Source organism: Flavonifractor sp. An112 (assembly GCF_904377885.1).
GTDB lineage: Bacteria > Bacillota > Clostridia > Oscillospirales > Oscillospiraceae > Flavonifractor > Flavonifractor avicola.
Genome location: NZ_CAJFGT010000006.1, coordinates 1 through 13237, shown reverse-complemented (window position 1 = coordinate 13237; position 13237 = coordinate 1). Strand labels below are relative to the sequence as shown.

Sequence of the window (13237 nt, the reverse complement as noted above, 5' to 3'; positions counted from 1 at the left end):
CATGGACCGGCATACCCTGTACGAGACCCTGCGCGCCGCTCTGGCTGCCGCCCTGGAGGAGCACGGCCTTACCGGCTCGGCGGTGACCATCAAAGCCCGTGGGCTGACGCCGGAGGAGGCCATCGGCCACACCCAGCGCACCGACTACCCCATCCTCACCGGCAAGGAGGTCATGCTGATGGCCGACTTCCGGGGGGCGAAGGGCCAGGCCTTCACCGACGCCCCCGCCCAGTTTGAGGGGGCTTTGGACCAGGTGCTGGCTTTGGATCTGGAGGGGGACCCTCACAGCCGGGGGCTGTTCATCGCCACCCTGAACGCGGTGATGAAGTACCTGGGCCGGGCGGACAACACCGTCCACTGTAAGGACGGCGGGCCGGAGTTCTGTGCCCGCCACATGGTGGAGTGGGTGGCCGACCACTACGGCGCCCCCAAAATCGCCCTGGTGGGCTTCCAGCCCGCCCTCATCGCCGCCCTGTCCCGGCGCTTTTCTGTGAAGGTGCTGGACCTGAACCCGGACAACATCGGCAAGGTGAAGGACGGCTGCCCGGTGCTGGACGGGGAGGCGGACCGCCAGGCTGTGGTGGACTGGGCCGACCTAGTGCTGTGTACCGGCAGCACCCTGTGCAACGGCACCATTGTGGACTATCTGGATCTGGATAAAGAGGTAGTGTTCTTCGGCACAACCCTGGCGGGGGCCGCCCCCATTCTGGGGCTGAAGCGGGCCTGCTTTGCCGATCGGAGCCTGGAAGAAACCTGACAGAGGCACAAAATAAAACGGCCGCCGAAAGGCGGCCGTTTTTGGCGCTTTGGGGATCAGTTCAGGCGCTGGACCAGGTAGGGAATGGCACGCTCAAATTCCACGCCGTACCAGTTGGCGTCGGGAGATTCCAGGGTGCAGCGGATGGATTCCACCGTGTAGTCGGCGGCCAGGGCCAGGGCATCCCCCAGTTCCAGACCACGCATAAGGCCGCCCGCGCAGGTGGAGGCAAACACGTCGCCGGTGCCGTGGAAGCTGGCGGGCAGGTGCTGGGTGAAGTAGCTGCCATACTGGCCGGTGACCTTGTCGTAATACATGACGCCCAGCTTGTCCGGCTCAAAGCTGACGCCGGTGAGGGCCACGTACCGGGGACCCAGGGCGGCCAGAGCCTGGAGCATCTCCTTAATATAGCCTTCGTCATGCTCCGTGCGGTAGGGCAGGCCGGTGAGCAGGCTGGCCTCGGTCAGGTTGGGCAGGATCAGGTGGGCTTTGGCGCACACCCTGGCCATCTGGGCGGGGAAGTCGGGCCCGAAAGCGGGGTAGAGCTTGCCGTTGTCTGCCATCACCGGGTCCACCACAATGAGGCTGCCCTCCCGCCGGAAGGCATCAAAGAAGGCGCACACATAGTCGATCTGCTCCGCGGAGGCCAGATAGCCGGTGTAAACGGCGTCAAAGCCCAGGCCGCTCTCCTTCCAGTGGGCGGCAATGGGCTCAATCTGGTCGGTGAGATCCTTGCAGGTGAAGCCGGAGAACATGGTGTGGGTGGACAGCACCGCCGTGGGGACGATGGAGCACTCCACACCCATGGCCGAGATGATGGGCAGGGCTACCGTCAGGGAGCATTTGCCCAGGCAGGACACATCCTGAATGCTGACGATCCGTTTCAAGAACCGCACTTCCTTTCTGGTTTCGTTGGGTGCAGTATAACAGAGAAACTGACCTCATTAAAGTGTCACATATTGCTTTTTTAGTAAGGTCAGATCTGGGAAAAACTGCGTGAAGTCCGGTTTCTGCGGTTGCACATTGACACACAGGCGTATATAATAAACAAGATCCGGCGAAAAAGCCGGATCTCAGCAAAAAACCTACTATTGTATCACCATTTCCCCCTCCAGCGTTGTGTTTTGCGGTGCCGGACGGGGAGAGGAAGGAAGGAAACAGAGGCATGAATAAGCCTGTTCTTGTGGTCATGGCGGCGGGCATGGGCAGCCGCTACGGCGGGCTCAAGCAGATCGACCCCGTGGGGAGCCACGGCCAGATGATCATTGATTATTCTATCTATGACGCCCGGCGGGCCGGGTTTGAGACCGTGGTGTTTGTCATCAAACACCAGATCGAGGATACCTTCAAGGCTGCCATTGGCGACCGGCTCAGCAAGGTCATCGACGTAAAGTACGCCTATCAGGAGCTGGACGACCTGCCCGAGGGCTACGCCGTGCCCGCCGGCCGGGTGAAGCCCTGGGGTACCTGCCACGCGGTGCTGGCCGCCCGCAAAGTGGTGGACGGTCCCTTCGCCGTCATCAACTCCGATGATTACTACGGCCCCCAGGCCTTCCGGGAGATCTATCAGTACCTGGAGAGCCATCCCGACCAGCCCGGCTGCTATGAGTACGCCATGGTGGGCTACCGCCTGGGCAACACCGTCACCGAGCACGGCCATGTGGCCCGTGGCGTGTGCGCCGAGGAGGGGGACCACTACCTGAAAGAGGTGGTGGAGCACACCCACATTGAGAAGGACGGGGCGGACGCCCGCTATACCGAGGACGACGGCCAGACCTGGACCCATCTCAGCGGCGATACCATCGTATCCATGAACCTGTGGGGCTTTACCAAAAGCTTCCTCACCGAGGCGCAAGCCCGGTTCCCTGCCTTCCTGGACAAGGCCCTGGCGGAAAATCCGGAGAAGGGGGAGTACTTCCTGCCCAGCGTGGTGACTCAGCTGCTGGAGGAGGGCAAGGCCCGGGTGAAGGTGCTCCGCAGCGCCGATAAGTGGTACGGCGTCACCTACCGGGAGGACAAGCCGGTGGTGGTGGCTGCGGTGAAGGCCATGACCGAGGCGGGCCTCTATCCCGACGATCTGTGGGGTGTGTGCGACCATGGCGCCTGCTGAGCAGTACTTACAGGAGGCCCTGAATGCCTTTGACTTTGGAGGAGAAGTGGTGGGCGCGGTGCGGTTTGGCTCCGGCCACATCAACGACACCTTCTGCGTCCACACCCAGCCGGGGGAGGACCCCTGCCGCCGGTTTATCCTCCAGCGGATCTCCCGCAACGCCTTCCACCACCCGGAACAGGTGATGGCCAACATTGCGGGGGTCACCAACTACCTGAAAAAGGAGATTGCCGCCGAGGGGGGCGATCCGGAGCGGGAGACCCTCTCCCTGTGCATCGCCCGGGACGGCAGCTACTACCATACCGACCCCGAGGGGGGCGCCTGGCGGGTGTACCCCTTCCTGGAGGACACCATGTGCCTCCAGTCTGCCGAGACGCCGGAGCGGTTTGCCGCCTCGGCCCGGGCCTTCGGCAAGTTCCAGCGGATGCTGAAGGACTACCCGGCGGAGACTTTGTACGAGACCATCCCCCACTTCCACGACACCGAGGCCAGGCTGGCCCGGCTGAAGGAAGTGGTGGCCGCCGATCCTGTGGGACGAGTGAAGGAGGTAGGCCCCGAGCTGGACTTTGTAGCCGCCCGGGAGGCCGACTGTTCCGTGGTGCTGGAGGCCCTGCGGCGGGGAGAGCTGCCCCTGCGGGTCACCCACAACGACACCAAGCTGAACAATGTGCTGATGGACCGCAAGACCGGCGAGGCGGTGTGCGTCATCGACCTGGATACCGTGATGCCCGGCCTGTCGGTCAACGACTTCGGCGACTCCATCCGGTTCGGTGCCAACCACTGCGACGAGGATGAGCGGGACATGAACAAGGTCCACTTCGACCTGAACCTGTTTGATGCCTACACCCAGGGTTTTCTGGAGGGGGCCGACGGGGCCCTCACCCCCGCGGAGCTGGACTACCTGCCCTGGGGCGCCCGGCTCATCACCCTGGAGTGCGGCATCCGCTTCCTCACCGACTACCTGGAGGGGGACAGATACTTCCGTATCCACCGGCCCGGCCAGAACCTGGACCGGTGCCGCACCCAGTTCAAGCTGGTGGCCGATATGGAGGCCTGCTGGGACAAGATGTGCTCCGCGGTAGATAAATATCGATAAGAAATGAGGCGCCTTCCTTCTGGGAAGGCGCCTCGTTTTTTATGTGGGCTGTTTGACTACTCCGGCAAAGAGGGGTTGGCCGGCGGTGCTGGTGAGGACAAAGAGGAAGGGCCGGTCCAGGGTGAAGTCCACCTCGTCCTCCGGCGGCATACCGGAACCGCCTGCGGCCATAGCGGTGAAGGCGGCGGCGGTAACGCCCTCCTCATCCACCGCCACCCGGGCGGCGTGGGTGGCCTGAGTGACAGAAATGTCCTCCACAGCTTCCGTCATGGGAGTGAAGTCGGACACCGCCGGGTCAAACACGTCGGTGATCCCCATGGCCTGCAATCCCTCGATCAGATCCAGCTGGCCGGACACGTCAAATTTGGGCATGGACAGGTTGACTCTGAGGTACTTCTGGTTTTCCCATTCCCCGTTGGAGAGCAGGAACTCCATGACCTCCGGGTCGTCCAGCAGCTGATCTACGCTCACCCCTTCGTCGGGCAGGACCATCCACAGGGTACCGCCGTACAGCACGGACTTCCCCACGGCGGAGAACTGATCCCCCCAGCAGTAGTTGTTGGAGGAGGAGCTGTGCATGAAGTCGCACTTTACGTCCCCGTCGGGGGCGTGGAACGTTTCGGGGGCGGTGTTGTCCGGGTTGAACTCCTGGGACCACCGGCCCTGGTAGTAGACGGTGGTGGCCAGGGCCAGCACGGTCTCCGGGTCCAGGCTCATCTGGCCTGCCGCCTCCTTCAGCAGCCCGCCGGTCTGGTCGTTGAGCCAGGCTTGCAGGGCCTGGTCCAGCTCGGCGGAGCCCATCTCCCCCTGGTAGGAGGAGGCGTAGTAGGTGTCCGCCAGGGTGTCCAGGGTGGACTGGTTGAAGGGGACATCCTCGTTGAGCCACAGGGAGGAGGCCAGCACGCTGGTCAGCATCCCGTCGTCGCTGTAGTTGGCGTTCCACAGGGCCCTGGCCTGGGCCCGCAGGGTGTCGATGCTGTCCTGCCCCAGCAGGTCCAGGATCTGCTGGCGGCTGCTGCCGTCGGTGAGCTCGGCCAGCATCCCCAGAGCGAAGTAGATGTTCAGGGGGGAGCACACCTTGTTTTCTGTCCCGCTGTCCCCCAGGAACTGGCGCAGGGTAGCGGTATAGTATCCCTCCAGCCCGCTGTCATAGCCCTCCGGCTGGTTCAGCTGGGCCTTTTGGCTGGTCCGCCAGGTGTCGTAGTCGGCGCTCCAGCGGTCGGAATCCAGGGAACCGTCGGGGTTGAGATAGTCCATCTCGTTGGGGTAGGGGGCCATGTCCGGATACTCCGCCACCGCCAGGGCGGAGGCCTGGCCTGTCAAAGGGCTGCCTCCGGGCCAAAGTACAATGCCGATAACGATGGCGGCGGCTGCCGCCACGGCGGTAAGCCCCATCCACAGGGGGCGGCGGTGAGGCGCTTTTTGGGGCGGTTTGTCTGCCTGAGCCACCAGTTCCGGGTCTACGTGCTCCAGGCTGTCCAGCAGTTCGTCCGCTTTCATACTGTAAATCCCTCCTTGGTCAGGTGGTCCCGCAGCCGCTGCCGGGTGCGGAACAGGGTGGTTTTCACCTTGCTCTGGGTGAGCCCGTACCGTCGGGCGATGGCGGCGATGGGGTCAAAAAACCAGTACCGCCGCAGGAAGAGGTTCCGGGCCTCCTCGGGCAGGGCCTTGAGAAAGGCGTTCAGGCTCTCCCCCAGGGCCAGCCGGTCCATCAGCGCCTGGGTGTGGTCGGGGCCGGGGAGGCAGTCCTCCAGCTCCTGAGTGAGAACGGTGAGCCGGGCCAGCTGCCGCCGGCGGGTGAGGGCCCGGCAGCGGTCCAGCACCGTGTGGCGCATGAGCCGGGCCAGGAAGGGAAAGAGGTAGTCTCTGGGCTGGTGGGGGGGAATGCTGTCCCAGGCCAGCAGGTAGGCGTCGTTTTCGCACTCCTCCACCGTCAGCCGGTCGGGCAGCAGCCGGAAGCCCAGCTGCCGCAGGCGGCTGCCGTACTTGTCCGATGCCGCCCGGATGCCTCCCTCGTCCCGGGTCAGAAATAAAGTCACAATCTGGGCGTCCTCCACGGTACTCACTCCTCTCCTGTGGGCTGGTGAAAAGGCCTTTCACCCCTGTCAGCGAGTTGGGAGGGGAAAAGGTTACAGTCAGAACAAATTTTTTGTGAAAAAAGGGGCCTGCGGCGGCAGGCCCCTTTTGGTTTAAAGCTGGGGGAAGGGCTGAGGAATCAATTCCCCGGCGCAGTAGCGGGCGGCGATATTCCGGTCGTCCCCGTCGTAGAGGAACTGCTCCAGCCGCTCGAAGGGGGTGCGCTCCACCAGGGCATCCAGAGCGGAGGGGCGGAGCACCAGGGCGTCAAATGCGAAGCCGGGCAGGAAGGCGCCTACCTGACCGAAGAAGGAGCCCGCACCCCGGGTGGCCAGATAGAAGGCTTCCGTCAGGGAGAGGGGGGGCTGGTCGGGGTGGTTCAGCCAGTTCAGCTTGGAGGCCTGCACCGTAGCGGTTACGCTGCGGCTCACGTTGGCGGTGTGGCCTCCGGCCACGTCGCTGGCCACGCAGCACCGCAGCCTCTGCTCCAGGTCCTGCCGCAGGGGCATGATGCCGCTGGACAGGTTGGTGTTGGACAGGGCGCAGTGGGCCAGCATGACGCCTTTCTCTCTCAGTAGGGCCTTTTCACCGTCGGACAGGTGGATGGCGTGGGCCATGATGGTCTTGTCCTGCCGCAGCAGGCCGAAGTGCTCGTACACCTGGGTGTAGGTGGGGATATCCGGGTGGAGCTGGGCCACCCAGGCCACCTCACTTTGGTTCTCCGACAGATGGGACTGGATGGGCAGATCATACTTCTCGCCCAGTCGGCCCAGACCATCCATCAGCCTGGCCGTGGTGGAGGGGACGAACCGGGGGGTGAGGATGAAGCCGGTGCGGCGCAGCTCTTCCCGGCTGCGGCAGATCAGCTCCTCCGTGTCCGCCAGGGAGGCGTCGGTGTCCTCCTGAAGCTCCGGGGGAGAGTTGCGGTCCATATTCACCTTGCCGATGAGGCCCCGGAGGCCGGAGGCCTCGCACAGCTCCATAAGACGCCAGGCGGCGTCCTTGTGGATGGTGGCAAAGGCGGAAAAGCGCAAAGTACCCACGGCCCAAAGGCGGTTGAGGAAGGCCTTCCACGCCCGGTCGGCAAAGGCGGAATCGGCAAAGCGGGCCTCCGCCGGGAAGGTATAGGTCTCCAGCCAGGGCAGCAGCTCCTTGTCGTAGCCGATGCCCCGGTTAATGATCTGGGGGGCGTGGATGTGCAGGTCGGTAAAGGCAGGGATGATCAGGGCGTCCCCCCAGTCCTCCACCGGCTGGGCGGCGTACTCCGGGGGCAGGGTGTCGTACAGCCCCACAATGGTTTCGCCTTTAGAGACCAGATAGGCATTTTGGCGTACCTCCAGTTCCCCCAAAGCAGGGGTGTGGAGGAAGGTTCCTTTCAGGATCATGTGGTACTCCTTTCAGAGTTGAAAAGAATCAGGGCACCAGTTCTACAGTATAGCCCAGCTCACGCAGACCACTGACAATTCCACCCGGGTCCACCATGTGGCCGGCGCCCACCGCCATAAAGTAGGTGTGGCTGCCCTCAGTCTCCAGATAGCCCGCGGCGGCCTCGATCATGCCGGGGTCCCGCTGGGTGAACAGCTTGGAGTTGAGCTCGTCGGTGCTGTTGATGATGGCGGCCTTGTCATAGACCTTGGAGAAGGCCTCCGGGTCCCGGTCCTTCCAGGCCGCGAACATGGCGGAGAGGATTTCCTCCTGTGCCTGGAGGGCCTCGCCGATCTCAGGGGAAGTGGCGGCGCCGGACAGGGTGCTCTCAAAACCGGCCAGGGCGGAGTCCAGATAAGACTCCTGATACTCGGGGGAGAGACCGTCGAAGATGCCGCCCTGGAAGGCGTAGGTCTCCACCGCGCCGATAGCCTTGCCGGCGTTGACGGCGGCGGCGTTCACATAGAGGTCAATGGCCATGGCGTTGCTGCCGGTGGTGTCGTCCTGCATGGACAGGGTGGAGAGGGTGGAGGCCAGAGCCCAGGGCTTATAGGCATCCAGGGCGTTGGGGTCCATGCCCAGGGCGGCAGCGGCGGCCTGTACCCGCTGATAGAGCTCGGGGCTGATGTGGTCGGCCAGAGTGGTGCCGTCCTGATAGGTCTGGAGGCTCTGAAGCAGGGCGATACCCTCCTGGTCGTTCAGATCCAGCTCAAAGATAACCTCCTCGGAGGCCTGAATGGCGTCCCGGAGAGATTTGTGGAGGGGATAGACGTTGTCCCGGTCCAGATGTATGGTGCCCAGCAGGTACAGGGTGTTATCCCCGTTGGTGGCCTTCCACAGCAGGCCCTTGGAGCCGGCGTCCTGCCCGTCATAGATGGCCAGGATCAGGCGGTTGGCCATGACCATGGCCTCCTGATAGGTACAGGTGCGCTCCGCCGCCAGGCTTGCGCCGTCTCCCTGGACCACGCCCAGTCCGGTCAGGAAGGCCTCCGGGCCCTCCTCCACGCCGGGCAGGTCATAGGTGGCTGCCTCCTGGTACAGGGCGTTCATCACGCCGCCCCGGGTGGTGTCTACCACCAGGCCCACGGCGTCTGCCGTCCGGGGTTCCAGCTCCAGCAGGGCCAGCTTGTCGGCCACTACCTTGGTCATGGACTCCAACTGCTCCATGGTCACCGGGCTCTGGATGTAGGTGGTGTAGTTGTCGTCCACCAGACCCAGGGCGTAGCTGTCGGCTAGCTGGCTTACCGCCCAGGGGGAGGGCTGCTGGGGCTCCGCCGCCAGCGTGGGAAGGGCCAGCAGAGCGGCGGAGAGCAGACCGGCCAGTGCTTTTTTCAACAGATTCCGTCTCATAGAGATGCTCCTTTCCTTGTGTGGGGCACTGTGTTTATGCCAGACTGAGGCTGGCGATGTACTGTTTGGCGGTGCGGGGCGTCCGGCCGGGATGTCTCATTTCCCAGCGGTCGGCGCCGGTGCGGAGGGTCTCCCGGTCCATGGTCACCCCGTGCAGCGCGGCCATTTTCTCCACCAGGTCCAGGAATTCAGCCTTGTTCAGGGCCAGATAGGGGATACGCAGGCCGAACCGCTCGGCCAGAGAGGTCTTTTCCTGGATGGTCTCACTGGCGTCCACCTCGTCCCCCGCCCGGTCGGAGAAGGTCTGCCGTACCAGATGGCGGCGGTTGGAGGTGGCGTAGATGGCCACGTTGGCGGGGCGGCGCTCCAGACCGCCCTCCAGGATGGTTTTCATGACAGAATAGGTGGTGTCGTCCTGATCGAAGGCCAAATCGTCGATAAACAGGATGAACTTGAGCCGCCGCCCGCCCAGCTTGCGGATGAGCCGGGGCAGATCAGCCAGTCCCTCCTTCTGCACCTCGATAAGCCGCAGGTCCTCAAAGCCGGGCCGGGAGAGCAGGCTCTTCACCGTGGCCGACTTGCCGGTGCCGCTCTCTCCGAAGAGCAGCACGTTGTTGACGTGGTGGCCCTCCAGCATGGCCCGGGTGTTGGCAATAACCTGGTCCCGCTGGAGCTCGTAGCCCAGCATCTCGTCGGGGCCGGGACAGTCGGGCTCCTCCACCGGGAAGAGCTGGCCGTCCTCCCACAGGAAGGCACGGCTGCGGGCGAAGAGGCCGGAGCCGTGGGCACGGTAGAAATCGGTGAGCCCCTCAAAGGTGAAGGGACAACCGGCGGGCCACCGGGGCAGGCCCTCCAGCACCGGCAGCAGGGCGGGGGCGGCCTTCCGGGCTATGGCGGCGATGAGCTGCCCGCAGTCCAGCTCACACAGCTGGGCGAAAATGGCCACGTCCCGGCGGGCGGCCTCCTCCAGAGCGGGATCGGACCCGCCCTCCTCGGCCAGCCGGGCGTAGGGGGACTCGGTATAGCGCAGCTGGTCGTGCAGCCAGTCCCCCAGGCCGGGATACCGGCCCTCCCGCAGGGTATAGAAGAGACTGGCGTAAGCTTCTGCCGCTCCGGCGGCGTCCCCTCCGGCCAGCTTGTCCAGCAGCGTGCGTACCAGACCCAGCTCAGGGGTGTCCAGAATATGTCGATAAGCGGCCACGCCCCCCAGGGCGAAGCGCAGGGTTTCCGTTGTCATAATGGGTGCCTCCTTGTCTGTATCCATTTTATGCGCGGGTGGCCCTGCTGTCAATGCAAAGGCTTGACTTGCGCTCCGGTTTTCCGTATGCTTGAGGAAACGAGCATGGAGAAAGGAAGTCTTGTTTATGCTGTTACAGGAGCAGCGGGAGCAGGTGGTGGAGTACGGCAAAAAGCTGGTCACCACCGGCCTGACCGATGGAACCTTCGGCAATCTCAGCGTATTTGACCGGGAGAGCGGCCTCATGGCCATCAGCCCCTCCGGCATGGACTATTTTGCCACCACCCCGGAGGATGTGGTGGTAGCCGACCTGGAGGGCAAGGTGGTGGAGGGCAAACGTAAGCCCTCCAGCGAGCTGGACCTCCACCGGCTGTTTTACCGGCGGCGGAAGGATGTAAACGGGGTGGTGCATACCCACTCCACCTTCGCCACCGTGCTCTCCTGCCTGCGCTGGAACATCGAGCCGGTCCACTATCTGGTGGCCTACGCCGGGCGGCAGGTGCCCTGCATCCCCTACTATCCCTTCGGCTCTCTGGAGCTGGCCGAGGCGGCCTGGGAGGGGATGAAGGAGGAGTACAACGCCTGTCTGCTGGGCAACCACGGCCTGCTGGCGGTGGGGGGCAGCCTGTCCTTCGCCTTTGACGCCGCCCAGCAGCTGGAGTTTCTGGCCAAGGTGTACTACTACACCAGGCAGGCCGGGGGCGGCGTGAACCTGACCCCGGAGGAGCTGGAGGCGGTGCTGGGTAAGTTCCAGAGCTACCGCCAGGCCTGAGCCTTGCATTTTAGCCCGGTTCAGAGTACAATCTGGACTGGAAACCAAGAGAGAAGGAAGTGAACCAATGGATCGGGAGGAAGCCTTTGAATTTCTGGACCGGACCGCCCGGGGGATCGCGGAGATGTTTGGCTCCACCTGCGAGACGCTGGTCCACGACATGGGGGACCCCAGGCACCCCATTTTATCCATTTATAACGGCCATGTATCCGGCCGGACGGTAGGCTCCACCATGGACATCCTGGGCACCGCCAAGGAGCTGGACCAGGACGCTCTGGTCACCGATTTCGTCAACCTCTACGCCACCACCCCCTCGGGCCAGCAGATCAAGAGCAGTACCTTCCACCTCATCGGGGAGGACTTCAACCTGGCCCTGGGCATCAACTTTGACTACAGCTCTCTGGTCTATGCCAACCGCATCCTGGTGGATCTGATGAGCGCCGAGGCCGACCTGCAAAGCGCCATGTGGCACGGCGGGGAGGGCCAGCTGACCCAGATCTTCGAGGAGTGCCTGGCGGCGGTAGGCAAGCCGGTGAACGTGCTGACCAAGCGGGACCGGATGAAGATCATTGCCCTGTTGGACCAGAAAAACGCCTTCTCCTTCCGTAAGTCGGTGCCCTTTGTGGCCAAGCGGCTCCAGGTGTCCCGGTATACGGTGTACAAGTACCTGGGAGAGCTGACCGGCGCCGCCGGCGGAGAAGAAGAACCCAAGGAGGAATAAGTTCCATGTATCAGGATCAAATCAACGCCTATTTTGACGACCCGGCCCGCCGGCGGCAGCTGGTGGAGGCTATTTCCCGGCTGGTGCGTATCCGCAGCGTCCGGGAGGAGGCCCAGCCTGGAATGCCCTTTGGTCCCGGCCCCGCCGCCGCCCTGGCGGAGGGCCTGAAGCTGGCGGAGGAGCTGGGCTTCTCCGTCAAGAACTACGACAACTATGTAGGCGCTGTGGACTTCAACGATCAGGAGACCCAGCTGCATATCCTGTGCCACCTGGACGTGGTGGGGGAGGGCACCGGCTGGACGGTGACGGAGCCCTATGAGCCCATCGAGGTGGACGGGATGCTGTACGGCCGGGGCACTGACGACGACAAGGGCCCGGTGGCCGCCGTGCTGCTGGCCATGCAGGCCGTCAAGGACCTGGGCGTGCCCCTGAAGAAGAATGTCCGGCTGCTGCTGGGTACCGACGAGGAGAGCGGCTCCCAGGACATCGCCTATTATTATAGTAAGGAACCCTACGCCCCCTGTACCTTCTCTCCCGACGGCGAGTTCCCCGTCATCAACCTGGAGAAGGGCAGCTACAAGCCGGTGTTCACCAAGACCTGGGCGGCGGAGAGCGCCACCCCCCGGGTGAAGGAGCTTCACGGCGGCTTCCGCATCAACGTGCTGCCTCCCGAGGCGGAGTGTGTGGTGGCCGGCCTGTCCGCCGAAGCGGCTCAGCCCTACTGCGACAAGGCTGCCGGTGAGACCGGGGTCACCTATGTGCTCACCGAGCGGGGAGACGACCTGCATATCCTGTGCAAGGGCAAGGGCGCCCACGCCTCCACCCCGGAGGAGGGCGTCAACGCCATCACCGGCCTGATCCATTTGCTGTGCGCTCTGCCCCTGGCAAAGGTGGGCTCCACCGCCGCCCTCCATGCCCTCAACGCCCTCTTCCCCCACGGAGACTATGCCGGTAAGGCCCTGGGCATTGCCCAGGCCGACGAGATGTCTGGTCCTCTGACCCTGGCCTTCTCCCTGCTGGAGCTGAACGACACCGGACTGTCCGGCCAGTTTGACAGCCGGGTGCCGGTGTGTGCCAATGAGGATAACTGTAAGGCTGTGACTGAGGCTGCCTTCGCCAAGTTCGGCTTTACTGCCGAGGGTGGGATGCAGGCCCCCCATTATACCCCCGCCGATACCCCGCTGGTCAGCACTCTGCTCAAGTGCTACGAGCAGTACAGTGGCCGGAAGGGGGAGTGCCTGGCCATCGGCGGCGGCACCTACGTCCACGATATCCCCGGCGGCGTGGCCTTCGGCTGCGCCATGCCCGGCTTCAATGGCAATATGCACGGCGCCGACGAGCACACCTGCATTGCCGACCAGCTCACCGCCGCCAAGATCTTCGCTCAGGCCATCATTGACCTGTGCGGCTGATGGAAACCCATTGATTGCGTAAAAAGGCCGAAATCTCTAAACAGGGGATTTCGGTCTTTTTTGTGGCTACCTGACGGCTACCCGCTGGCTACCAGTAGCCGATTAAAAAAGTGGAAAGCCTTGCAGCACAGTCTATTCTTGAAAAACTCGTAGGATGTCCCCTCCTCATGGTCAAATAAAATAAGGAGGAATTCCAAATGAGAAACCTCAAGAGGACTCTCAGCCTGGCTCTGGCCGCTGTTATGCTGATGGGCATGATGGTCGTGGGCGCCGGCGCTGCG

Annotated in this window: 12 protein-coding genes; 6 read left to right on the top strand and 6 right to left on the bottom strand. The window is 63.6% G+C overall.

Annotated features, from left to right (window positions below; all coding sequences use genetic code 11):
- The first annotated feature begins 1 nt into the window (after window position 1).
- On the top strand, window positions 2-757 hold the full coding sequence (locus IHN22_RS01670) for a Rossmann-like domain-containing protein (RefSeq protein ID WP_191433187.1): 756 nt from the start codon (window positions 2-4) through the stop codon (window positions 755-757).
- Between the two features lie 56 nt (window positions 758-813).
- On the opposite strand, the gene IHN22_RS01665 is transcribed toward IHN22_RS01670, so the two are convergent.
- Entirely contained in the window at window positions 814-1653 is an 840-nt protein-coding gene (locus IHN22_RS01665) for a pyridoxamine kinase (RefSeq protein WP_365813546.1), read from the bottom strand.
- 269 nt (window positions 1654-1922) lie between these two features.
- On the opposite strand from IHN22_RS01665, the gene IHN22_RS01660 reads away from it, so the two are divergent.
- Both IHN22_RS01660 and IHN22_RS01655 read left to right on the top strand, forming a co-directional pair.
- The gene (locus tag IHN22_RS01660; protein WP_191433185.1) at window positions 1923-2867 is read left to right on the top strand and encodes a sugar phosphate nucleotidyltransferase; all 945 of its coding nucleotides are present in this window, start codon (window positions 1923-1925) and stop codon (window positions 2865-2867) included.
- Window positions 2854-3963, top strand: coding sequence for a phosphotransferase enzyme family protein (locus IHN22_RS01655; RefSeq protein WP_191433184.1), 1110 nt, complete (start codon window positions 2854-2856; stop codon window positions 3961-3963). The genes IHN22_RS01660 and IHN22_RS01655 overlap by 14 nt, the downstream gene beginning before the upstream one ends.
- Before the next feature lie 39 nt (window positions 3964-4002).
- Here IHN22_RS01655 and IHN22_RS01650 read toward each other — a convergent pair whose 3' ends face one another.
- The 5 genes from IHN22_RS01650 to IHN22_RS01630 all read right to left on the bottom strand — a co-directional run bounded on the left by IHN22_RS01650 (window position 4003) and on the right by IHN22_RS01630 (window position 10051).
- Window positions 4003-5463, bottom strand: coding sequence for a serpin family protein (locus IHN22_RS01650; RefSeq protein WP_191433183.1), 1461 nt, complete (start codon window positions 5461-5463; stop codon window positions 4003-4005).
- The gene (locus tag IHN22_RS01645; RefSeq protein ID WP_300985291.1) at window positions 5460-6029 is read right to left on the bottom strand and encodes an RNA polymerase sigma factor; all 570 of its coding nucleotides are present in this window, start codon (window positions 6027-6029) and stop codon (window positions 5460-5462) included. The genes IHN22_RS01650 and IHN22_RS01645 overlap by 4 nt, the downstream gene beginning before the upstream one ends.
- Before the next feature lie 123 nt (window positions 6030-6152).
- Window positions 6153-7424, bottom strand: a complete 1272-nt coding sequence (locus IHN22_RS01640; protein ID WP_191433182.1) for an amidohydrolase family protein — start codon at window positions 7422-7424, stop codon at window positions 6153-6155.
- A 28-nt stretch (window positions 7425-7452) separates the two neighbouring features.
- Window positions 7453-8814 carry a TraB/GumN family protein gene (locus IHN22_RS01635; protein WP_191433181.1) on the bottom strand — a complete coding sequence of 454 codons (1362 nt, stop codon included), beginning with the start codon at window positions 8812-8814 and terminating at the stop codon, window positions 7453-7455.
- Between the two features lie 34 nt (window positions 8815-8848).
- On the bottom strand, window positions 8849-10051 hold the full coding sequence (locus tag IHN22_RS01630) for an ATP-binding protein (protein WP_191433180.1): 1203 nt from the start codon (window positions 10049-10051) through the stop codon (window positions 8849-8851).
- Window positions 10052-10178: 127 nt separating this feature from the next.
- Between IHN22_RS01630 and IHN22_RS01625 the strand changes: the two genes are divergently transcribed.
- The 3 genes from IHN22_RS01625 (at window position 10179) to IHN22_RS01615 (ending at window position 12956) form a co-directional block, all read left to right on the top strand.
- Window positions 10179-10823, top strand: a complete 645-nt coding sequence (locus tag IHN22_RS01625; protein WP_191433179.1) for an L-fuculose-phosphate aldolase — start codon at window positions 10179-10181, stop codon at window positions 10821-10823.
- A gap of 67 nt (window positions 10824-10890) precedes the next feature.
- Window positions 10891-11544, top strand: coding sequence for a helix-turn-helix transcriptional regulator (locus tag IHN22_RS01620; protein WP_191433178.1), 654 nt, complete (start codon window positions 10891-10893; stop codon window positions 11542-11544).
- A gap of 5 nt (window positions 11545-11549) precedes the next feature.
- Window positions 11550-12956, top strand: a complete 1407-nt coding sequence (locus IHN22_RS01615; protein ID WP_191433177.1) for a Sapep family Mn(2+)-dependent dipeptidase — start codon at window positions 11550-11552, stop codon at window positions 12954-12956.
- Window positions 12957-13237: the final 281 nt, after the last annotated feature.